The organism is Anaerococcus faecalis (genome assembly GCF_013371425.1).
GTDB lineage: Bacteria > Bacillota > Clostridia > Tissierellales > Peptoniphilaceae > Anaerococcus > Anaerococcus porci.
This window is the reverse complement of the sequence record NZ_JABVBA010000001.1, coordinates 201,868-222,287: the sequence shown is the minus strand read 5'-3', so window position 1 is coordinate 222,287 and position 20,420 is coordinate 201,868. Positions and strand designations below refer to the sequence as shown.

The window sequence follows — 20,420 nt, the reverse complement described above, 5'->3', positions numbered from 1 at the left end:
ACAATAGATGAAGAAATTAGGAATGAATGAAGTTAGAAGAGAATACTTAGATTTTTTTGGAAAGAAAAAAAATCATACAGTTTTAAAATCTTTTCCACTTATCCCAGAAGATGATGAATCCTTATTATTAATAAATGCTGGTATGGCACCGTTGAAAAAATATTTTACTGGTGAGAAAAAAATGAAAAATAATAGAGCCACTTCATCTCAAAGATGTATAAGAACAGGAGATATAGATAGGGTAGGAATGACTGAAAGGCATGGAACTTTTTTTGAAATGCTTGGAAATTTTTCCTTCGGTGATTATTTTAAAAGAGAGGCTATACATTGGGCATATGAATTCTTAACTGTGAATCTTGAAATAGATAAAAATCTCCTTTGGGTGTCAGTATTTGAAGATGATGATGAAGCCTATGATATATGGCATGATGAAATAGGTTTAGATAGCGAAAGAATATTAAAATTTGGAAAAGAAGATAACTTTTGGGAGCTTGAAGTAGGACCTTGTGGACCTGATTCAGAAATTTTTGTTGATAGAGGAATAGATAAGGCGATTGATGAAAATGATAATAAGCCTGGAAATGATGATTCTGATAGATTTATGGAAGTTTGGAATTTGGTTTTCACCCAATTTAATAAAAATGCAAACAAAGAGTATATTCCCCTATCTCATCCTAATATAGATACAGGTATGGGACTTGAAAGAATAGCCATGGTCCTTCAAGGTAAAGATAATATATTTGAGGTTGATGTAAATCAAAGTATTATTAAAGAAATAGAGAATCTTTCAAATAAAAAATATAAGGAAGATGAAAAAGATGATATTTCTATTAGAGTTATTGCCGATCATGCAAAAGCCATTACCTTTATGGTCAGTGATGGAATATTACCTTCTAATGAAAAGAGAGGTTATGTTTTAAGAAGACTTATAAGAAGAGCCTATAGACATGGTAAATTACTAGGTATAAAGAATGAGTTTTTGAAATCTGTAATTGAAAAGATAATAGATACTTATAAAATTGAATATAATGAATTAATAGAAAACAAGGATAGAATTCTTTCAATAGTAAGTAAGGAAGAAGAGAACTTCCAAAAAACAATTGATAGTGGCCTTGATATATTAAACTCATATATAAAAAATTTAAAAGATCATAACGAAAGCGTATTAAATGGTGCTGATGCTTTCAAATTATATGATACTTATGGATTTCCACTTGATTTAACTAGAGAAATTTTAGAAGAAAATAATTTAAGTGTAGATATCAACGAATTTAATAAGCTTATGGAAAAACAAAAAGAACTTGCAAGAAGTGCCAGAAAGTCAGATTCTGGTTGGTCGCTTGAATCAATAAACATCGATAGTTTCGATAAAACAGATTTCGTTGGATATGATAAGCTCAGTGTAGAAGCTAATATTATAGGTTTATTTGATCAAAACAAGGATTTAAACTTTATAAAAGAGGGTAAAAAGGGTATAGTAATAAGTGATAAGACTTCTTTTTATGCCGAAAGTGGTGGACAAGTTGCAGATTCAGGTTTTATAGTAACAGAAGATACAAAAGCTAGAGTATATGATGTACAAAAGAAAAAAGATGTAATTGTTCACTATATAGAAGTTATAGAAGGGAATTTATCTAAAACTTCAGCTAAATTTATAGTTGATAAGGATAGAAGACTAGACATAACAAGAAATCACTCAGCTACTCACTTGCTAGATCAAGCTTTAAGAAATGTATTAAAGGAAGATGTCAATCAAGCAGGCTCATTAGTAGATGCAGATAAGCTAAGATTTGATTTTACTTATTCTAAAGCTCTTACAAAGGAAGAGATAAGAAAAATAGAAGATGAAGTTAATAAAAAAATAAGAGAACAACTACCTGTAAAAAAACAGATAATGCCATATGAAGAGTCAGAAAAAATAGGAGCTATTGGATTATTTGAAGATAAATATAAGGACATGGTAAGAGTTGTCTCCATTGGTGATTATTCGAAAGAGCTATGTGGTGGATGTCATGTAAATAATTCATCAGAAGTTTTAATATTTAAAATAATTCAAGAATCTTCTGCAGCAGCAGGTATTAGAAGGATTGAAGCCTATACTGGGAAAAAAGTATATGAATTGACTAATTCTAATATTGATAAGATTGAAAAAATAGCTAATAAATTAAAAACTAATCCTAAAAATATTTTAGATAGAATTGATTCGTTGGAAAATGAAGTAAAATCGCTAAAGGAAAAAGTCCAAAAATTAAAAAGACTTAATGATGAAGATGTATTTAATGATATAGCTAATCGCGTAGAAAATATTAATGGAATAAATCTTTTAGTTCATAAGTTTGACAACATAGATATGGAAACTTTAAGAAACTTTGAAGATAGGATGAAAAATAATTATAAAGATTTGATTATTGTTTTTGCAACTGTAAATAATGGGAAAATTATTTTCACTGCTTCAATTTCTGACTCTTTAGTGGATAGATACAATGCAGGACAAATTGTTAGAATTATAAGTAAAATAACAGGTGGAAATGGGGGCGGCAAAAGAAACTTTGCTCAAGCTGGTGGTAAAGATATTTCAAAGCTAGATGAGGCTTTAAATGCAGTTTATCAATTAATATAAGGAGTAAAAATGTCAGATAATAATTTCAATGAAACTATGCGTTTTAAACCACAAGAAGAAAAAGAAGTAAATATAAGGGAAATTCTTACTGAAGTTTATAAGGCTTTAGAAGATAAGGGTTATAAACCAACAAATCAAATAATAGGTTATCTAATGAGTGGAGATCCTACTTATATAACAGGCCATAATAATGCTAGAAAGCTTATAAGGCAAGTTGATAGAGATACAATATTGGAAGAAATTATTAATTATTATATAAATGAGTAGGATAATGGGACTAGACTTGGGCGATAAAACTATAGGGGTCGCACTTAGCGATCCTTTATTTATTACTGCACAAGCTTATATTACAATAAAAAGACAAAAAGCTAGCTTGGATATAGAAAAACTATTAGAAATAATAGAAGAAAAAGAAGTTGATTTAATAGTAATTGGACTTCCTAAAAATATGAATGACACCTTAGGCCCACAGGCTATGAAGGTGATTTCTTTTGTAAGCTTATTAAAAAGCACGACTGATATTGAAATTAAATATCAAGATGAAAGAATGACAAGCTTGCAATCTAACAAAGTATTAATGGATATGTCTGTAAGACGAGAAAATAGAAAAAAATACATAGATCAGATTGCAGCAACCTTTATTTTACAAACCTATTTAGATAGGAGATCTAATGGATAAAATTGTTTTAAAAGACAAAGATAATAAAGAAGTCGAATTTAATATAATCGACACATTCGGAGTGGATGAAAAAACTTATGCGGCATTAGAACCTTTAGATGAGGATTTTATTGTTATTTTTGAAGTTATTGAAGAAAAAGATTCCGTAAGTTTTAAGTTTATTGAAAATGATAAGGAATTAGACGAGATTATTAATATATATGAAGATATGAAAGAAGATTAGTATGAATAACGAACAATTGAAAAAGATTTTTGAAAAAAATGGCCATAAATTCACTAAGCAAAGACAAATAATTTTCAATGCTCTAAATAATGCTAATTCAAAACATTTGACACCTGAGGAACTTTTTTCAATAGTTCATCAAGAAAATAAACAAGTTGGAATAGCCACAGTTTATAGAACTTTAAATATTTTCGAAGAATTAGGTATAGTAAACAAACAAGAATTTACAGATTCTGTTAATACTTATGAGCTTATTGGGCAAAATGATGAGCATCATGATCATCTAATTTGCACTAATTGCGGGAAAATAGTTGAAGAAAAAATATTAGAAAATGATGAACTAGCAGAAATACTTAGAGATAAATATGATTTTGATTTAGACTATTATTCCTTAAGAATTTATGGGATTTGCTCCGATTGTCAAAATGAAATAAGGAGTAAAAATGAGAACGCAAAATAAATTGAAAGTTATCCCCCTTGGGGGATTGGGTGAAATTGGGAAAAACTGTACTGTAGTAGAATATAAAAATGAAATGATTCTTATTGATTGTGGATTAACATTTCCAGATGAAGATATGTTAGGAGTAGATATAGTTATTCCAGATTTTACTTATATTGAAGAAAACAAAGAAAAACTTAAGGGTATATTTATCACTCATGGACATGAAGACCATATTGGTGGAATAACTTACCTATTAAAAAATATAGATACAAATGTATACTGCTCCAAGTTAACTAAAGGTCTATTAGAAAATAAATTTAAAGAACATGGTCTTAACCCAAATAAGATTAAGATGGTTAATGTTAATAATACAGTTAAATTAGGAAATCTTAGTTGTGAATTTATTAGAGTAAGTCATTCTATACCGGACTCATGTGCTATAGCTGTTAGAACTCCAATAGGAACAGTTTTATTTACAGGTGACTTTAAAATGGATTTCACACCAATAGACGGAGAACCAACTGATATTCAAAAATTAGCAGAACTTGGCAAAAAAGGTATTTTATGCCTATTTTCTGATTCGACTAATGTAGAAATAGAAGGAAGTTCTATGAGTGAAAGTGAGGTTGGACAAACCTTTATAAATATTTTTGGTCAAGCTAAGGGTAGAATTATAGTAGCAACTTTTGCTTCAAATCTTCATAGAGTTCAACAAGTAATATATGCTGCTGAAAAGTATAATAAAAAAGTGGTTTTATCTGGACGTTCAATGTTAAATAATGTAAAAATAGCTGGTAATTTAGGATATTTAAAGGTTAGGAGTAATACTCTAATTGATATAAAAAATATAAAACAATATTCAGATGATCAAATCGTAATTTTATCTACAGGTACACAAGGTGAACCTTTATCTGCTTTGACAAGAATGGCAAATAATGAGCATAGACAAATACATTTAAATGAGTCTGATACAGTTATATTATCATCTTCTGCTATCCCAGGTAATGAGATGTCAATTAATAATACCATTAATAACTTGACTAAAATAGGATGTGATATTATATATGATTCTTTAGCTAAAGTTCATGCTTCTGGCCATGCTTGTCAAGAAGAAATAAAATTAATGCATCAACTAACTACGCCAAAGTACTTTATTCCTGCCCATGGAGAGCCAAGACAACTAAAAAAACATAAAGAAATTGCTATGGATATGGGTATGAATAGCTCTAATATACTAGTAGGTGAAAATGGAGATATTTTTGAATTTACTAAAAAATCTGCACGAATCAATGGTAAAGTTCAAGCGGGGAATGTATTAGTGGATGGATCTGGAATAGGGGATGTAGGTAATATTGTATTAAAAGACAGAAAGCACTTATCTGAAGATGGTCTACTTGTAGTATCCTTAACTATAGAGAAACATACTCAAAAAGTTTTATCAAATCCTGAAATTGTGTCAAGAGGCTTTATTTATGTTAAAGAAAATCAAGATTTAATTGAAAATTCAAAAGATGTAGTTTTAAGAACTATGAATAAGTGTCAAAATAAGGATATACACGCTATTAGTCAGATAAAATATCAAATAAGAGAAGCTCTAAAGTCATATATATATAACCAAACTGGAAGAGATCCTATGATTTTGCCAGTACTAACAGAAGTAAGTGAAAATGAATATTAATTATGATTATATAAGCGAATATTTAAAAGATATATATTTAGATGATGATTATATTTTTGAAAGAAAATATGCCTTGGAAAATAATATACCTATTATGAAGTTAGAAACTAAAGAGTTTATTAAAAGCTTAATATATATAAAAAAACCTAAATCTATTCTTGAAATAGGTACAGCTATAGGCTACTCTTCTTTAATTTTTTCTAAATATAGTAGAGCAAGAATAACTACTATTGAAAAATCAGAAGAAATGGCAAAAATAGCTAAAAAAAACTTTTCTAAATACAACAAACAAATTAATATTATAAACATGGATGCAAAAAAAGCCTTGAATGAAATAAATCAAGGCTTTGATTTTGTTTTCATAGATGCAAACAAAGCAAAATACAAATATTATTTTGATAAGGCTTCTAAATTGTTAAATAAAGATGGCATTATTGTATGTGATAATATTTTATTTAGAGGCGAAGTATCCAATGATGATCTTATAATAAGAAGAAGTATTACCATAGTAAAAAAATTAAGAAAATTTTTATCATATATAACTAATTTAGAAGAATTTGATACAAGTATAATTCCTATAGGAGATGGAATAAGTATAAGCACAAGGAGGCTTAATGAATAAAGAAGTTGAATTATTAGCACCTGCAGGAGATTTTGAAAAATTAAAAGCAGCAATAAAATTTGGAGCAAATGCGGTTTATATGGCTGGAAATAGTTTTGGATTAAGAAAAAATTCAAAGAACTTTGATTCTGAAGAATTAAAAGCAGCTGTTGACTATGCACATAATCATAATGTAAGATGTCATATTACTATGAATATTGTACCACATGATAATGATTTAGATGGTATTGTTGACTATATAAAGTTTTTAGATAAAATTGGAGTTGATGCATTAATAATATCAGATCCTGGTATTTTCATGATAGCTAAAGAAAACTCAAATATAGATTTACATATTTCTACTCAAGCTTCTGTTACGAATTCTCATACTATTAATTTTTGGTATAATTTAGGAGCAAAAAGAGTAATACTTGCACGTGAACTGTCTTTAGATGAGATTATTGAAATTAGAAAAAATGTGCCTAAAGATTTAGAAATAGAATGTTTTATTCATGGTGCTATGTGTATTTCATACTCTGGACGTTGCTTATTGAGCAATTATATGACAGGGAGAGATTCTAATAGGGGAGATTGCGCTCACGCTTGCAGGTGGAAATATAGTATTCAAGAAGAAAAAAGACCAGGTGAATACTATCCTATAGAAGAAGATGAAAACGGAACTTTTATTATGAATTCTAAAGACCTATGTTTAATAGATGAAATTGATAAGTTAATTGAAGCAGGAATAGATTCTTTTAAAATAGAAGGAAGAATGAAGACGGTATTTTATGTAGCAACTGTAATAAGGAGCTATAGGCAAGCAATTAATGCATATTATAAGGGTACATTTAATGAAAAAATTGCACAAAAATATTTTGATGAAATAAAAAAAGCTAGTCATAGACATTTTACTAAGGGATTTTTCTATGGAAGACCTGGCAAAGATGCACAAATTTATGAAAATTCATCATATATTAGAAATTATGATTTTATTGCCGTAGTTCTAGATTATGATAAAAATCAAAAAATAGCAAAACTTGAGGAAAGAAATAAATTTATATTAGGCGACAAGGTTGAAATATTCGGAAATAATTCTGAATATATAGAATTTAAAATAAATAATATGAAAGATTCTAACGGAAATGATATTGATACTGCAAATAAGGCAAAACAAATAGTATATATTAAAATAGACCATGAACTCCAAAAAGGTGATATTGTTAGACGAGAAATAAAATAAAAAAAGTAGTGAAAACAGAATAGAATATGATATGTACCATCCTTACTGGTTTGTCCGGTAAAGAGGGTACATATCATTTCAGGATTTAGGTTGATACACAAAACTATTTACAGACCCACATCCACTACAACGAATTAATTAAATATTACGTCCAGTTTTATGGATACACTTCAATATCTATTCTTTTTCATTACCTTTAATTTTGGCGTCTTTGCAACAAGCCATTTTTAAAGAATTGTTGCTTATTTTAATGCTTATTCTTTGTCTTTAGATGGATTTTCAGAAAAATCTGATCTTGTTCTTCTAGCTTCTACTCCAACGTTAGAGTTTTCATCAGCTTCATCTGATATAGTTCTAAGATTTTCTTGGTCTGCATTATGTTTTTTATCTAATGATTCTCCACCTTGTTCTTTATTTTCTTCTCTAACTTTTTTATCAAGTTCTTCATCACCTTTATATTGATTGGCATTTGTTACTTTTTTATCTGTCATAAAAATCTCCTTTATAAATATTAATTAGAATCTTCAATATTACATTTATACCCATTAAGGTGAGATTTATATCACTTTATTATTTTTACTAATTTCTTTTGTAATTTCTACAATAACTTTACTTGCCATCTCCATATCTTCTATTGGAATAAATTCATATATACCATGAAAATTATATCCTCCTGTAAAAATATTAGGACATGGTAGACCCATAAAAGATAATTTTGAGCCATCAGTACCACCCCTTATAGGTTGACAGATAACTTCTATTCCAAGATTTTCCATAGCTTTTCTTGCATAATCTATTATTTCTTGTTTGTCTTTTAAAATATCTCCCATATTATAATAAGTATCACTTAAATCAAGTTTTATATTATTGTTATATTTTTTGTTTAAAAATTCTATACAATCTGATAAAAAAGCTTTCTTAATTTGAAATTCGTCTTTATTAAAATCTCTTATTATATAGTTTAATTGAGTATCTTCTACACTACCTTTTATAGAGACCATATGATAAAATCCTTCATATCCTTCTGTATGCTCAGGTCTTTGTACTTGACCTAACATATCATCTAATTCTTTCGCAAGGCTGATAGAATTTATCATAGTGTTTTTTGCAGTACCAGGATGCACTGACTTACCTTTAATATAAATTTTTGCATCGGCAGCATTAAACGATTCATATTCCAATTCACCCAATCTACCTCCGTCTATAGTATAAGCAAAATCAGCTCCAAAACTACATACATCAAAGCTATCACAACCTGTTCCAATCTCTTCATCGGGTGTAAAGGCAATTTTTATATCTCCATGCTTAATCTCTGGATTATTTACTAAAAATTCTAATGCGTTCATAATTGCAGCTATACCAGCTTTATCATCAGCACCTAGGAGCGATTTACCTCTAGTTGTTATTAAGGTTTTACCTACTAAATTATCTAATACAGGGAATTCACTAGTCTTTAGGTAAATATTATCATTTAGTTTAATATCTCCACCTTTATATTTGATAATTTGCGGATCTACAATTTTCCCATCCATTTCTGGTGAAGTGTCCATATGGGCAATGAATCCAACTTTTGGTAAGTCTTTATCAATATTAGCTTTTAAAGTCGAAAAAAGAAACCCCTCCTCATTTATAGTAGATTCAAGTCCCAAATCTCTTAATTCATCTTTTAAAACTTTTGCTAATTCAAGTTGACCCTCACTTGTAGGTTTAATCTCTGAAGCTTTTTCCGGATTGCTCTTAGTATCAATAGCTATATATTTTAAAAACCTATTACAAATATCTGTCATATTAACTCCTTTCAATACTAATTATACTACTAATTTATAATTTGATAAAAGCAGTTTCTAAATGCTTTATAACTTGAAAATTCTTGATTTTTCTTATTTTTTAAAAATTGGGATTTATGGTAAAATTAATTATAGATTATGATTATAGGGGTTGATTAAATGAAAGATTTGAATATTAAAACTGAAAATAAATTACCAGAATATAAAACAGCATCCTCAGCTGGTATGGATATATATGGATTTAATGATGAGGATGTAATCATTAAAAGCGGTGAAACAAAATGTATAGATACAGGTCTAAAGATAGAAATACCTGAGGGATATTTTGCAGCGATATATCCAAGATCTTCAACTGGTGTAAAAAGAAACTTAATGCTTGCAAATTCTACTGGTATAATAGATAGTGATTATAGAGGAGAGATTAAGTTATTTTTCTATAACTTTGGCAAAGAAACTCAAGTTATAAAAAAGGGAGAAAGGCTTGCTCAATTAATAATTCAACCTTATGAAAGAGTTAGAATAAATAAGGTTGACCAATTAAGTGAAACAAGTAGGGGAGAAAGAGGAATAGGCTCAACAGGGAAATAATGAGAAAGAAGAAAAATTCAATCAAAAAAAATTTTAATAAAAATAAGTATAACATTATCTTAATTATAATTGCCATAATATTTGCAGTTTTTCTTCTAGCAAATATTATAGATAATATTTCTAATAAAAACTTATCCAAATATGACAATGAAATGATAGTAATAAAAAATAAAGATAATGAAATCACTTCACTTAGCCTTAGAGATATAAGAAAAATGGGTGGTCAAAATTCAAAAATAAATCAACATAGTGATGTAGTTATAGATATTGAAGGGCTGTCACTTGATAGACTAATAAACAAAGTAGATATAGATCCTAATTTAAATAATATTATTGAATTTATAGATGGTAAGGGAAACAAAACTAGTATAGCTCTAGAAAGTGCACTTGAAGTTGATAGAGTTTATCTTGTTTATAAAACTATTAATAAAGCTAATATAGATTTTGATAAAAAATTAGGTGTATTCTATGTAGTAGATAAACAGCAAAAAGATGCCAATAAATGGATTAAAAATGTAAAAATAATTAATATAAAATAACTCATGACTAGTCATGGGTTATTTATTTTAGAAGATAGATCAATATGATATAATTGATTAAGGATGTGATAATATGAATAATGAGTTTAAATACGAAAAACTAACTCCTATGCTCAAACACTATGTAGATGTCAAAAAAAACTTTAATGATTCAGTCCTATTATATAGGGTTGGTGATTTCTATGAAGCTTTTTTTGATGATGCCATTACTATTAGCAAAGTACTTCAATTAGCACTAACAGGAAAAGAATGTGGTCATGATAAAAGAGCACCAATGTGTGGAGTACCCCATCATGTAATTGATACTTATGTAAATAAATTAGTAAAAAAAGGACATAAAGTGGCCTTATGTGATCAAGTTGAAGATCCCAAAAAAGCAAAAGGGTTAGTAAAAAGGGCTATAACAAGAGTTATTAGTCCCGGTACTATAGTTGATCTAGACTCTCTTAATAAAAAAGAAAATAACTATCTTCTTTCGTTATATGAAAATAAATTTGGTATTGGAGCATGCTTTTCTGATATATCAACAGGAAAATTAGTATGCTTTGAAATAAGAAATAAAATTGATATTACTGGAAACAAGCTTATAGATGAAGTCGAAAAAATTTCTCCTTCAGAAATACTTATAAATTCAAATTTTAAAAACAAAAAATTCAGAGAATATTTGGATTTAAATCCTAGTATTCTAATAAATAAAATAGATGATAATAATAACTTTGAAGATTTTATCCAAAATGTAAGAGAACATCTTGGTGATATTAATTATAGTAAAATTAATAACTTAAGAATCGCACTTGTAGCTTGTTCAAATCTTTTAAGCTATATTTACAAATTTCATAATGAAAATCTAGCTCACTTAAATGAAATAGAGCTTCTTGAAATTGATTCATATATGGAGCTTGATGCAAATACTAGACGTAACTTAGAACTTCACAATAATATAGATAAAAAAGGCAAGGAAAACTCTATAATAAAGCTTATTGACAAGGCGGATACAGTAATGGGTTCAAGACTTTTAAATGAATGGCTTGAAAGACCATTAATTGAAAAAGAAAAGATTGAAAAAAGGCTTGATATGGTTGAATATCTTTTCTCAAATAGAGATGTTTCAGAAAAAATCACTTATTTTTTAGATGATATATATGATTTAGAAAGAATTGTGGGAAAAATTTCCTATCAAAGAGCAAATGCTAGAGATATGATTTCATTAAAATCGTCATTAAGGAATATACCGGAATTTAAAATATATTTATCTAATCTAAATAATAAGGCATATAAGGACTTAGCTAATATAATACCAGATATTGGAAATATTTATGAAATTTTAGAAAAAGCTGTAGTTAATAATCCTCCTATATCTATAACTGACGGAGGCATCATAAAGGATAATTTTAATGATAAGCTAGATAAGTTAAAGCTTGAATCAGAATCTGCTGAAAAAGATCTCCTTGAATATGAGGTAAGTGAAAGAGAAAAAACGGGTATTAAAAAATTAAAAATTAACTACAATAAAAATAGTGGTTATTCTATTGAAGTAACTAAGTCTTTTATAAATATGGTTCCAAAAAGCTATATAAGAAAACAAACCCTAAAAAATCAAGAAAGATATACAACTGAAAGATTAGAAGAATTATCTAATTTGATATTAGGCTCAAGCGATATGATAAATGAGCTTGAATATGAAATTTTTAATGAACTTAGAGATTTTATTTTAGAAAATACGAAAAAACTCCAATACTTGTCTAAGTTAATAGCAATTATAGACGCATTAAACTCTTTGAGTAAGCTTGCAAGGGAAAATAATTACACTAAGCCTATAATGAGAAATGATAATATCATTAAGATTATAAATGGTCGCCATCCAGTCATAGAAAAAAATCTTAAAGAAAATGAATTTATTGCAAATGATACAGATATAGGAGAAGAAGATAACTTAATCCAAATTATAACAGGACCTAATATGGCAGGTAAATCTACTTATATGAGGCAGATGGCTATAATTATTATACTTGCTCAAATAGGTTCCTTTGTACCATGTGACAAAGCTGAGATATCTATATGTGATAAAGTATTTACAAGAATTGGGGCAAGTGACAATATCTCTAAAGGTGAATCTACCTTTATGTTAGAAATGAATGAGGTAAGTAATATATTAAAAAATGCAACTGAGAGCTCATTTATTATTTTAGATGAAGTAGGAAGGGGAACAAGTTCTGATGATGGTTTATCAATTGCAATGAGTCTTGTAGAGTACTTAAGTAAGAAAAAAAGAATAAAGACAGTATTTGCGACTCATTTTCATGAATTGACAATTCTAGAAAACGAGCTTAGAAATGTAGTTAATCTTAAAATTGATATCCTTGAAGAGAATAATTCCCTAGTTTTTTTAAGAAAGATTTCAAGAGGCAAGTCAGATAGGTCTTATGGTATTGAAGTGGCTAAAATGTCGGGTCTACCAGAAGAAGTAATAGAAAATGCTAAAATATTTATGGCAAAAATTGATGATAATAAGTCTATTTCTAATATAAGTAGAAATTCAAAAGAAAATATAAAAGAAACTTTAAGTAATATAAAAAATAGGAAAATTAATGATATCAAATCTTTTTGCAAAAATATTAATATAAATGATTTAACCCCACTAGAGGCTATAAATATTTTAAATAAATTAATTATAAAGGTTAGGGAGCTATAATGGCAATAGTTCAACTTGATAAAAATACAATCGAAAAAATTGCAGCAGGAGAAGTAATTGAATCTCCACTATCAATTGTAAAAGAATTGGTTGAAAACTCAATTGATGCCAAGGCAAAGAATATAGTTGTTGAAATTAAGAATGGTGGTAAATCTTATATCAGAGTCACCGATGATGGCACAGGTATTGAAGAATATGAATTAGAACTTGCATTTAAAAGGCATGCTACGTCAAAAATAAATACATTTGATGATTTATATAATATATTTACTTTAGGATTTAGGGGTGAGGCTCTTTCTTCTATTTTAGCTTGTGCTGATCTTACTTTAATATCATGTACAAAAAATAGCAAGGTTGGTAAAAAAGTAGTCTATAAAAACAATAAGCTTATTCATAAATCATCTATAGCAACCAATATAGGTACCAGTATTGAAGTATATAATTTATTTAAGAATATTCCTGTAAGGAGAAAATTTTTAGCAAGTGATATAAGAGAATCAAATAGGATAAGTAGGCTTATCCATGCTTTTGCTTTGGGTTATGATGGTATTTCTTTTAAATTTATAAAAGATGATAGATTTATCTTTCATACATTAGAAAATCAAAATTTAATAAGTAAAATCTATAATTTAATTGATGAAAATCTAAAAGATGAGTTAATTCATTTAGAAATAAAAAATAACTTATATGAGATAAGTGGATACACTTCAAGCATTAATTACTATAGGGGAAATAGATCATTACAATATATCTTTATTAATAATAGATTGGTTGAATACAAAAAAATAAGCAATTCTATTGAAGATACCTACAGTGGACTTATACCAAATTCAAGATATCCAGCATTTTTTATCTTTATAAATACAAACTCTAATAATGTAGATGTCAATATTCACCCTAATAAAAGAGAAATAAAACTTTCATACGAAGATGAGCTTCTTTCTCTAATAAAAGAAAATATAGGAAAAAAAGTCATAGAAAATGTATCAAGTAAAGAAATAAAAATTAAAAATGAAAAATCTAAAGAACTAAATTTCTATGAAGATTATAGTGACATCTTAAATGCTTATAATAAAATCAATGATTCTAGTATAGTTAAAGAAGATAATTATAACAGTCAATATTTTTATAATTTCTTTAATAAAAAGGATGTAGAATCAGAAAATAATATTACTAATATGGAAGATAATTATATCCAAGAAAGTATTAATAGTCACGAAGAAAGCAAATTAGTAAAACAAAATATTTTTGATATAAGTAAAATAATCTATAAATCTTCATTATTTGGAAAATATTCTTTATTTGAATATAATGATAAACTCTTATTATTAAATCATAGGCGTGCTGAGCAAAGGCTAAAATTTGAAAAATATATAAAAGATTTTAAAAATCAAGAAATAGTTTCTCAACAGTTATTAGATCCTATTATTATGAAAATAAATATAAATGATTATAGTAAATATATAGAAAATAAAGATTTATTTAAAAAATTAGGTTTTGATATTGAGGAATTTTCATCAGATAAGCTTATTATAAGATCTTTACCTCTGATTTTTGATATACCTGAAAAAATCAACTTTTTCTATGAACTTTTAGATTTAAACTTTAATGATGAAGATTTATTTTATGATAAAATATCAAAAATAATAAATAATATAAGTTTTAAGAAAGGTGATAGGATTAATGAAGATGAGGCTAATGAACTCATTAATGGTTTAAATAAGCTTGATAATCCTTATAAAACATTTGATGGTAAGACTATATTAATCAGTATATCTGAAAGTGAAATGGAGAAATATTTTGAAAGATAAGGTAATCATAATTACTGGACCTACAGCGAGTGGGAAAAGTGATTTAGCTATAAAGATTGCAAAAAAATTTAATGGCGAAATAATATCGGCAGATAGTCAACAAATATATAAGAAAATGAATATTGGTACTAATAAAATTAATAAACATGATATGGATAGTATTAACCATTATTTTTTGGATATTAGAGAACCTAATGAAGAATATTCCGTAAATGAATTCAAAGAAAGTGCAAGAAAGTTAATAAGAAAAATTAATAAAGAAAATAAGATACCCATAGTTGTTGGAGGAACAGGATTTTATATTGACTCAATATTATTTAATATGAACTATGGAATTGCAAAAAAAGATGAAAGTATAAGGAAATATTATAACAAATTAGCTGAAGAAAAAGGAAATAATTATATTTATGAAAAATTAAAAGAAATAGATCCTAATGAATCTATAAAATATCATCCAAATGAGAAAAATAGAATAATAAGGGCTCTCGAAACATATAAATTATCTGGAAAAAAACCTAGTCAAATTAGGAAAGGATCTAGAAAACTAAATGAAGATATAGATCCTCTATTGATTTTTTTAAACTATAAAGATAGAAATGTTCTTTATAAAAAAATAAATGCTAGAGTTTTAAAAATGTTTGATGAAGGTCTAGAAGATGAATTTATGAGGATTTTAAAATATTATAACCTTAATAGGAATTCAAAATCACTACAAGCTATCGGATATAAGGAATTCTTTCCTTATTTAAGTAAAGAAATAGATAAAAATAGGCTAATAGATGAAATACAAAAGAATACTAGACATTACGCGAAAAGGCAAATAACTTGGATGAAAAAATATTTAAATTATGATTTTTCTGATTTGATTTATAAGGAAAATTTAAACATTGGAAAAATATATGAATATATTAAGGAGAAATATGATTTATAGTAATTTTTATAATATAGATAATTTTATAGTAAAATATGTAGATAATATAGATAAATCTCTCAATGGGAAGTTTGATGATTTAAATAAAATTAGTGAATTCAATCAAATTAAAGTCTTAAATTCTTTTAAAGAAAATAACTTATCTACTATGGATTTTAATTCTGCTACAGGTTATGGATATGCAGACATAGGAAGAGAGAAATGTGAGGATATCTTTTCTACAATATTTAAAGCAGAAGATTCATTGGTAAGACCAAATATAGTTTCAGGCACTCATGCTATATCTATAGTTTTATATGCACTTTTAAATTATAATGATAAATTATTGTCCATTACTGGTGACCCTTATGATACTTTACAACAAGTTATTGGAATAAAGGGAAATAAAAAGGGAAATCTCTTATCTAAAGGAATTAAATATGACAAAATAGATTTAAAAAATGGAACAAGTATTCAATATGAGAAGATAAAAGATAAGCTAGATTATGATACAAAAATAGTCATGATTCAAAGATCTACAGGATATACGAATAGAAGAGCTTTCACAATAGGTGAAATTAAGAAAGCTATAAGTATAATACGTGAAGTAAATAATAATGTAATTATATTTATAGATAACTGTTATGGAGAATTTACAGAAATTAAGGAACCAATAGAAGTAGGAGCTGATATAATTGCAGGTTCTCTTATTAAGAATATGGGGGGTGGTATAGCTTTAACTGGAGGATACATATCTGGCAAAAAAAACTTGATTGAATATTGCTCAAATACTCTTACAGCACCTGGGATAGGAAAAGATGAAGGATTGAGTTTTGGAACTACTAGAAGTGTATTACAAGGTTTATACTTTTCTCCTCATACAACAATAGAGTCAATAAAAGTAAATTTATTATTTGCCAAATCTTTCACAAACCTTTCTTATGAAGTTATACCAAAGGTAAATGACCCGAGAAGCGATATTGTTCAGTCTATAATACTCAATGATAGTGATAAACTAAAGTTATTTGCAAAAGCAATTCAAGAATCATGCAGCGTTGATGCTAATTTAACTCCAATACCAGATGATATGCCTGGATACCAAGATCCTGTAATAATGTCGTCAGGAGGATTTATAGAAGGAGCCACATCAGAGCTATCTTGTGATGGGCCTTTAAGAGAACCGTATATAGTTTACTTACAAGGTGGGCTTAATAAATATCATGGTAAATTAGCCTTGATGAATGTACTAGATAAATTTCTTAAAAATAATTTATTAAATAAAAAAGAAATAAGTTTATAAAGATATTTCAGAGTATTAATAATTTAAAATATGCTAAACTAGATAAAATTATATATTAGGATGGGATTGTTAGCTATTAAAAGTAGATTAAATTGAGAAATTTATTCTATTTACTAATACTCTAAAACTTCTTTATGTAAAATATATAAAGATTATTAGAATTTTATATCTCAAGATTCGACAAGGGATTTTTATTAACAGCTTTTTTTAAGTCTTCATCATCAAGGTGGGTATATATTTGTGTAGTTGATACACTTTCATGTCCTAGAATGTCTTTTAAAGCTCGGATATCAACATTACCATATTTATACATTAAGGTTGCTGCAGTATGCCTTAATTTATGTGTAGAATAAATATTAGTATCAAAACCAGCTTTTTTAAGATATTTATCTATTGTAGATTGGACAGCTCTATTGGATATTCTTTTTTTTCGTGTTGATATGAACAAGGCATCAGTCTTAATATTTTTTAAATAATTGTTACGTATCATTATATAATTTTCTATTAAATCTATACAATTATTTGTTAAATATATTGTTCTTTCTTTATTTCCTTTCCCAACTATATTAAAATGATCATCTTTTATATCACTTAAATTAATACTAACAAGTTCTGATAGACGCATACCAGTTGTTAGAAAAGTAAAAACAATTGCCAAATCTCTATTTTTGAGAAATTCATTTTTTTCTTTGCCTACAACTTCAAGCAACTTCTCTGTTTCGTTTAAAGTGAGGTAGACAGGCTGTCTTTTTTGAATCTTTGGGTTTCTGAGTTTTTCTGTTATATTATTGTCAATAATTTCGATTTCTTGACTTAAATATTTATAGAATGACCTGAGAGCAGAAATCTTTCTCGATCTTGTTGAAGCATTGTCATCGAGTATGTTGTCAAGAAAGCTAATATAAGAATACATATCTTGAACTGTTATAGAACTTATAAATTCCGCTGTAAATATCTTATTAGAATCAACTTTATTATTTGATAAATCTTTTTCAAATTTTTCTTTATTTCCAAAATAGCTTTTTCTTAAAATCACAAATGAAATAAAGTTGATAAGGTCATAATTATATTCACTTATAGTTTTATTTGATAAACCTCTTATTGATTTTAAATAGTTTAAATAATCCGTAAGTATAAGGGGTGAATTTATTTTCATTTTAAAACTCCGTTCTTGATTTTATTCTATTATAATAGTAATTATAACATAAAATTAAGCATTTTTCAATTTATTGCACAAAATTATTATTTTGTGCAATAAATTTCATCCATAAATCTATTACCTTTTCAAATAATTTTAACTTATTTATATATGGTCTTTATATTTTGATTATAAATTCTACTTTATTTTTTCTTACTTTTTTGTATTTTCTAATTATTATTCCTCTACTTATAAATCAGCTGATTTTCGAATCTCTATTTTGCGTTTTAAGCGATTTTATATTTTGATCCATACTTAATATATATACTACGCCTTTATTTTTTTTAAAAAAAACAACTCAACCAAATAAAATTATGGTTGAGTTTAAGTTTATATATTATACTTTGTAGATTTTCCACCTACTAATCTATAGTATCTAACAGGATACTTATTATCTCCCATTCTTCCTTTTCTAGGAGTTATAGATATACCTCTGTCAGCCCAGTTACAGTGAATTATTGTATTCTTATCTAAGATAAATCCTGTATGTCCGCCAGCACCTAGTGATCTTCCTGGTACACCCGCAACAAATATATCACCATACCTTATTTGATTTTCTGAAATTTGTCTTAAAACTTGCCCGCGTCTTCCTAACTCAAACAAAGTTTCTGTATTTCCGTTAGGAGTATTTTTCGAAATAAAGCCGCCATTGTTTCATAGCTCTATAAACAGCTGACGAACAGTCTGCATATTCAATTTTGTCTCTATTAGGATAACTCATATCATATTCATAATTAAAGTTCACATCCAGCCAATTGTCACATCTAAATCTTTTTTAGGTATATAACTATTCGAAATAAGTTCACCCTTTCCAGATTTATCGAAACTATACAGCCTACCAGCTCCATCATATCCGTTGTGAGCAAAAAATGTTTTATAATCTTTAGCTAAACCATTTTCAGTAAGGTTATAATAGTAGTTGCCAATTTTATGAACACCAAACATAAGGTTTCCATTTGAATTAGCTCTATAATCTTTTCCGCCTATTTTTAACCATTCATTTTTTGCAAGCTCTGTCTTGTTATTATTATATTTTTTATAAGCCTTGTTTCCTTGCATATAATAGGTAACTACTTCAGCATCATTGGCTTTTTTTAAAATATTAATTTGAATATTATTTAATTCATCCTTAAGCTTATCATATTCTTTAGATGTTAAATTTTCTTTTAATAAAGTTTCTTCAACTTCTTTAATAATTTTTTCTGCATTTTGACCTGATTCTTTTGTCCAAGATCCATCTTTTAATAAAATTTTGATTTTATTAATTTCATCAGCTAATTTATCTTTATTTACTAAGTTTTTCTCTTCTTGATCTGCTTGTGTTTTAGAATTATCCATAGCTTGATCTGTTTTATTGTTTTTATCATCTCTCTCAGATTCTTCTTTAAAAGTTTCAGCCTTTTTATCATCAAGATTTTCTTTAAACCCAATATCAAATTTTTCTAGATTTTCTTCTTTAATTCTATTCAAAACTTTTGTTACATAATTTAGATCAGTAGCATAACCTGCTACCTTTATGCGTTCTAATTGTTCTTTAGCAGTTTTTGCTTCAGCTACTTTATGTTTAGCATAAGTTCCCCTATTTAGAAGATCTAGGTAATAATTTATTGCATCTTCAAAAGAATCATACTGTTTAAACTTATCAGTAGTTTTTATTAGTTTTCCATCTTTAAATTCTTCTGTTTTATAGCTTTTACCTTCAGTCTTATCTGTGGATTTTATCCCGAAAATATTATAGTCTTCAGTAGCTAGTTTTGAAGTACCATTTGCTGACTCAAGTATAGCTTGACCTATCATTACGCTAGGGAAGATATTTTTATTCTTGGCCTTATCTGAATATTTAATTTAGATAAAAAGTCAATAAATTCTGTTTTATTAGAGTAAGGAAGTTTATTTTCGGTATTTTCTTTTTTATCTTCAACCTTTTCTTCTTTCTTACTTTCTACTTGTTCATTTTTTTCAGTTTTTTCTTCTTTTGACTCAGCCTTTTTATCTTCAGTTAATGACTCGTTAGTTTTTTTCGTCGTTTGTTTCAGTATTATCTTTTTCATTAACAGCTTGACTATTATTTTCTTCCTCGTCAACTACTTTTTCTTTAGTATCTTGAATATT

General features: G+C 27.2%; 20 protein-coding genes. 14 read left to right on the top strand and 6 right to left on the bottom strand.

Going from position 1 to position 20,420, the window contains the following annotated elements:
* Window positions 1-7 precede the first annotated feature (7 nt).
* Genes alaS through HV819_RS01045 form a run of 8 tightly spaced genes read left to right on the top strand, consistent with a single transcriptional unit; the run spans window position 8 to window position 7,483 of the window.
* Window positions 8-2,620, top strand: a complete 2,613-nt coding sequence (gene alaS, locus HV819_RS01080) for an alanine--tRNA ligase (RefSeq protein ID WP_176269329.1) — start codon at window positions 8-10, stop codon at window positions 2,618-2,620.
* Window positions 2,621-2,629: 9 nt separating this feature from the next.
* On the top strand, window positions 2,630-2,887 hold the full coding sequence (locus HV819_RS01075) for an IreB family regulatory phosphoprotein (protein ID WP_154538760.1): 258 nt from the start codon (window positions 2,630-2,632) through the stop codon (window positions 2,885-2,887).
* Window positions 2,880-3,299 carry a Holliday junction resolvase RuvX gene (gene ruvX / locus HV819_RS01070; protein ID WP_176269328.1) on the top strand — a complete coding sequence of 140 codons (420 nt, stop codon included), beginning with the start codon at window positions 2,880-2,882 and terminating at the stop codon, window positions 3,297-3,299. The genes HV819_RS01075 and ruvX overlap by 8 nt, the downstream gene beginning before the upstream one ends.
* Complete coding sequence (locus HV819_RS01065; RefSeq protein WP_176269327.1) at window positions 3,292-3,522, top strand: DUF1292 domain-containing protein; 231 nt, start codon at window positions 3,292-3,294, stop codon at window positions 3,520-3,522. Before ruvX ends, HV819_RS01065 begins: the two co-directional genes overlap by 8 nt.
* Before the next feature lies 1 nt (window position 3,523).
* Entirely contained in the window at window positions 3,524-3,982 is a 459-nt protein-coding gene (locus tag HV819_RS01060) for a Fur family transcriptional regulator (protein WP_154538761.1), read from the top strand.
* Window positions 3,966-5,642 carry a ribonuclease J gene (locus HV819_RS01055; protein WP_154538762.1) on the top strand — a complete coding sequence of 559 codons (1,677 nt, stop codon included), beginning with the start codon at window positions 3,966-3,968 and terminating at the stop codon, window positions 5,640-5,642. Before HV819_RS01060 ends, HV819_RS01055 begins: the two co-directional genes overlap by 17 nt.
* Entirely contained in the window at window positions 5,632-6,264 is a 633-nt protein-coding gene (locus tag HV819_RS01050; protein WP_154538763.1) for an O-methyltransferase, read from the top strand. Before HV819_RS01055 ends, HV819_RS01050 begins: the two co-directional genes overlap by 11 nt.
* Window positions 6,257-7,483: a peptidase U32 family protein gene (locus tag HV819_RS01045; protein WP_154538764.1), complete on the top strand. Its 1,227-nt coding sequence runs from the start codon at window positions 6,257-6,259 to the stop codon at window positions 7,481-7,483. Before HV819_RS01050 ends, HV819_RS01045 begins: the two co-directional genes overlap by 8 nt.
* Window positions 7,484-7,737: 254 nt before the next feature.
* On the opposite strand, the gene HV819_RS01040 is transcribed toward HV819_RS01045, so the two are convergent.
* Both HV819_RS01040 and pepT read right to left on the bottom strand, forming a co-directional pair.
* Window positions 7,738-7,974, bottom strand: a complete 237-nt coding sequence (locus tag HV819_RS01040; RefSeq protein ID WP_154538765.1) for an elastin-binding protein EbpS — start codon at window positions 7,972-7,974, stop codon at window positions 7,738-7,740.
* 66 nt (window positions 7,975-8,040) lie between these two features.
* Complete coding sequence (gene pepT / locus HV819_RS01035) at window positions 8,041-9,270, bottom strand: peptidase T (RefSeq protein WP_154538766.1); 1,230 nt, start codon at window positions 9,268-9,270, stop codon at window positions 8,041-8,043.
* Window positions 9,271-9,429: 159 nt separating this feature from the next.
* Here pepT and dut point away from each other — a divergent pair, with 159 nt between their 5' ends.
* From dut to HV819_RS01005, 6 genes are all read left to right on the top strand, one after another.
* A complete protein-coding gene (dut, locus tag HV819_RS01030; RefSeq protein ID WP_154538767.1) occupies window positions 9,430-9,858 on the top strand; it encodes a dUTP diphosphatase in 429 nt (142 codons plus the stop codon).
* Window positions 9,858-10,397, top strand: coding sequence for an oxidoreductase (locus HV819_RS01025; protein WP_154538768.1), 540 nt, complete (start codon window positions 9,858-9,860; stop codon window positions 10,395-10,397). The genes dut and HV819_RS01025 overlap by 1 nt, the downstream gene beginning before the upstream one ends.
* A 73-nt stretch (window positions 10,398-10,470) precedes the next feature.
* Window positions 10,471-13,089 carry a DNA mismatch repair protein MutS gene (mutS, locus tag HV819_RS01020; RefSeq protein ID WP_176269326.1) on the top strand — a complete coding sequence of 873 codons (2,619 nt, stop codon included), beginning with the start codon at window positions 10,471-10,473 and terminating at the stop codon, window positions 13,087-13,089.
* On the top strand, window positions 13,089-14,900 hold the full coding sequence (mutL, locus tag HV819_RS01015; RefSeq protein ID WP_154538770.1) for a DNA mismatch repair endonuclease MutL: 1,812 nt from the start codon (window positions 13,089-13,091) through the stop codon (window positions 14,898-14,900). The genes mutS and mutL overlap by 1 nt, the downstream gene beginning before the upstream one ends.
* A complete protein-coding gene (miaA, locus tag HV819_RS01010; protein WP_154538771.1) occupies window positions 14,890-15,831 on the top strand; it encodes a tRNA (adenosine(37)-N6)-dimethylallyltransferase MiaA in 942 nt (313 codons plus the stop codon). Before mutL ends, miaA begins: the two co-directional genes overlap by 11 nt.
* Window positions 15,821-17,110 carry a methionine gamma-lyase family protein gene (locus HV819_RS01005; protein WP_154538772.1) on the top strand — a complete coding sequence of 430 codons (1,290 nt, stop codon included), beginning with the start codon at window positions 15,821-15,823 and terminating at the stop codon, window positions 17,108-17,110. Before miaA ends, HV819_RS01005 begins: the two co-directional genes overlap by 11 nt.
* Before the next feature lie 163 nt (window positions 17,111-17,273).
* On the opposite strand, the gene HV819_RS01000 is transcribed toward HV819_RS01005, so the two are convergent.
* From HV819_RS01000 to HV819_RS00985, 4 genes are all read right to left on the bottom strand, one after another.
* On the bottom strand, window positions 17,274-18,266 hold the full coding sequence (locus HV819_RS01000) for a tyrosine recombinase XerC (protein ID WP_154538773.1): 993 nt from the start codon (window positions 18,264-18,266) through the stop codon (window positions 17,274-17,276).
* A 372-nt stretch (window positions 18,267-18,638) separates the two neighbouring features.
* Window positions 18,639-18,947, bottom strand: a complete 309-nt coding sequence (locus tag HV819_RS00995; RefSeq protein ID WP_176269400.1) for a peptidoglycan amidohydrolase family protein — start codon at window positions 18,945-18,947, stop codon at window positions 18,639-18,641.
* A 102-nt stretch (window positions 18,948-19,049) separates the two neighbouring features.
* Complete coding sequence (locus tag HV819_RS00990; RefSeq protein ID WP_176269325.1) at window positions 19,050-20,105, bottom strand: glycoside hydrolase family 73 protein; 1,056 nt, start codon at window positions 20,103-20,105, stop codon at window positions 19,050-19,052.
* Window positions 20,105-20,359: a hypothetical protein gene (locus HV819_RS00985; protein WP_176269324.1), complete on the bottom strand. Its 255-nt coding sequence runs from the start codon at window positions 20,357-20,359 to the stop codon at window positions 20,105-20,107. Before HV819_RS00985 ends, HV819_RS00990 begins: the two co-directional genes overlap by 1 nt.
* Window positions 20,360-20,420: the final 61 nt, after the last annotated feature.

Excerpts from the sequence above, each read along its gene's own strand:
- alaS (WP_176269329.1), top strand. The coding sequence starts at position 8 with ATGAAGAAATTAGGAATGAATGAAGTTAGAAGAGAATACTTAGATTTT.
- HV819_RS01075 (WP_154538760.1), top strand. The coding sequence starts at position 2,630 with ATGTCAGATAATAATTTCAATGAAACTATGCGTTTTAAACCACAAGAA.
- ruvX (WP_176269328.1), top strand. The coding sequence starts at position 2,880 with ATGAGTAGGATAATGGGACTAGACTTGGGCGATAAAACTATAGGGGTC.
- HV819_RS01065 (WP_176269327.1), top strand. The coding sequence starts at position 3,292 with ATGGATAAAATTGTTTTAAAAGACAAAGATAATAAAGAAGTCGAATTT.
- HV819_RS01060 (WP_154538761.1), top strand. The coding sequence starts at position 3,524 with ATGAATAACGAACAATTGAAAAAGATTTTTGAAAAAAATGGCCATAAA.
- HV819_RS01055 (WP_154538762.1), top strand. The coding sequence starts at position 3,966 with ATGAGAACGCAAAATAAATTGAAAGTTATCCCCCTTGGGGGATTGGGT.
- HV819_RS01050 (WP_154538763.1), top strand. The coding sequence starts at position 5,632 with ATGAATATTAATTATGATTATATAAGCGAATATTTAAAAGATATATAT.
- HV819_RS01045 (WP_154538764.1), top strand. The coding sequence starts at position 6,257 with ATGAATAAAGAAGTTGAATTATTAGCACCTGCAGGAGATTTTGAAAAA.
- HV819_RS01040 (WP_154538765.1), bottom strand. The coding sequence starts at position 7,974 with ATGACAGATAAAAAAGTAACAAATGCCAATCAATATAAAGGTGATGAA.
- pepT (WP_154538766.1), bottom strand. The coding sequence starts at position 9,270 with ATGACAGATATTTGTAATAGGTTTTTAAAATATATAGCTATTGATACT.
- dut (WP_154538767.1), top strand. The coding sequence starts at position 9,430 with ATGAAAGATTTGAATATTAAAACTGAAAATAAATTACCAGAATATAAA.
- HV819_RS01025 (WP_154538768.1), top strand. The coding sequence starts at position 9,858 with ATGAGAAAGAAGAAAAATTCAATCAAAAAAAATTTTAATAAAAATAAG.
- mutS (WP_176269326.1), top strand. The coding sequence starts at position 10,471 with ATGAATAATGAGTTTAAATACGAAAAACTAACTCCTATGCTCAAACAC.
- mutL (WP_154538770.1), top strand. The coding sequence starts at position 13,089 with ATGGCAATAGTTCAACTTGATAAAAATACAATCGAAAAAATTGCAGCA.
- HV819_RS01005 (WP_154538772.1), top strand. The coding sequence starts at position 15,821 with ATGATTTATAGTAATTTTTATAATATAGATAATTTTATAGTAAAATAT.
- HV819_RS01000 (WP_154538773.1), bottom strand. The coding sequence starts at position 18,266 with ATGAAAATAAATTCACCCCTTATACTTACGGATTATTTAAACTATTTA.
- HV819_RS00990 (WP_176269325.1), bottom strand. The coding sequence starts at position 20,105 with ATGATAGGTCAAGCTATACTTGAGTCAGCAAATGGTACTTCAAAACTA.
- HV819_RS00985 (WP_176269324.1), bottom strand. The coding sequence starts at position 20,359 with ATGAAAAAGATAATACTGAAACAAACGACGAAAAAAACTAACGAGTCA.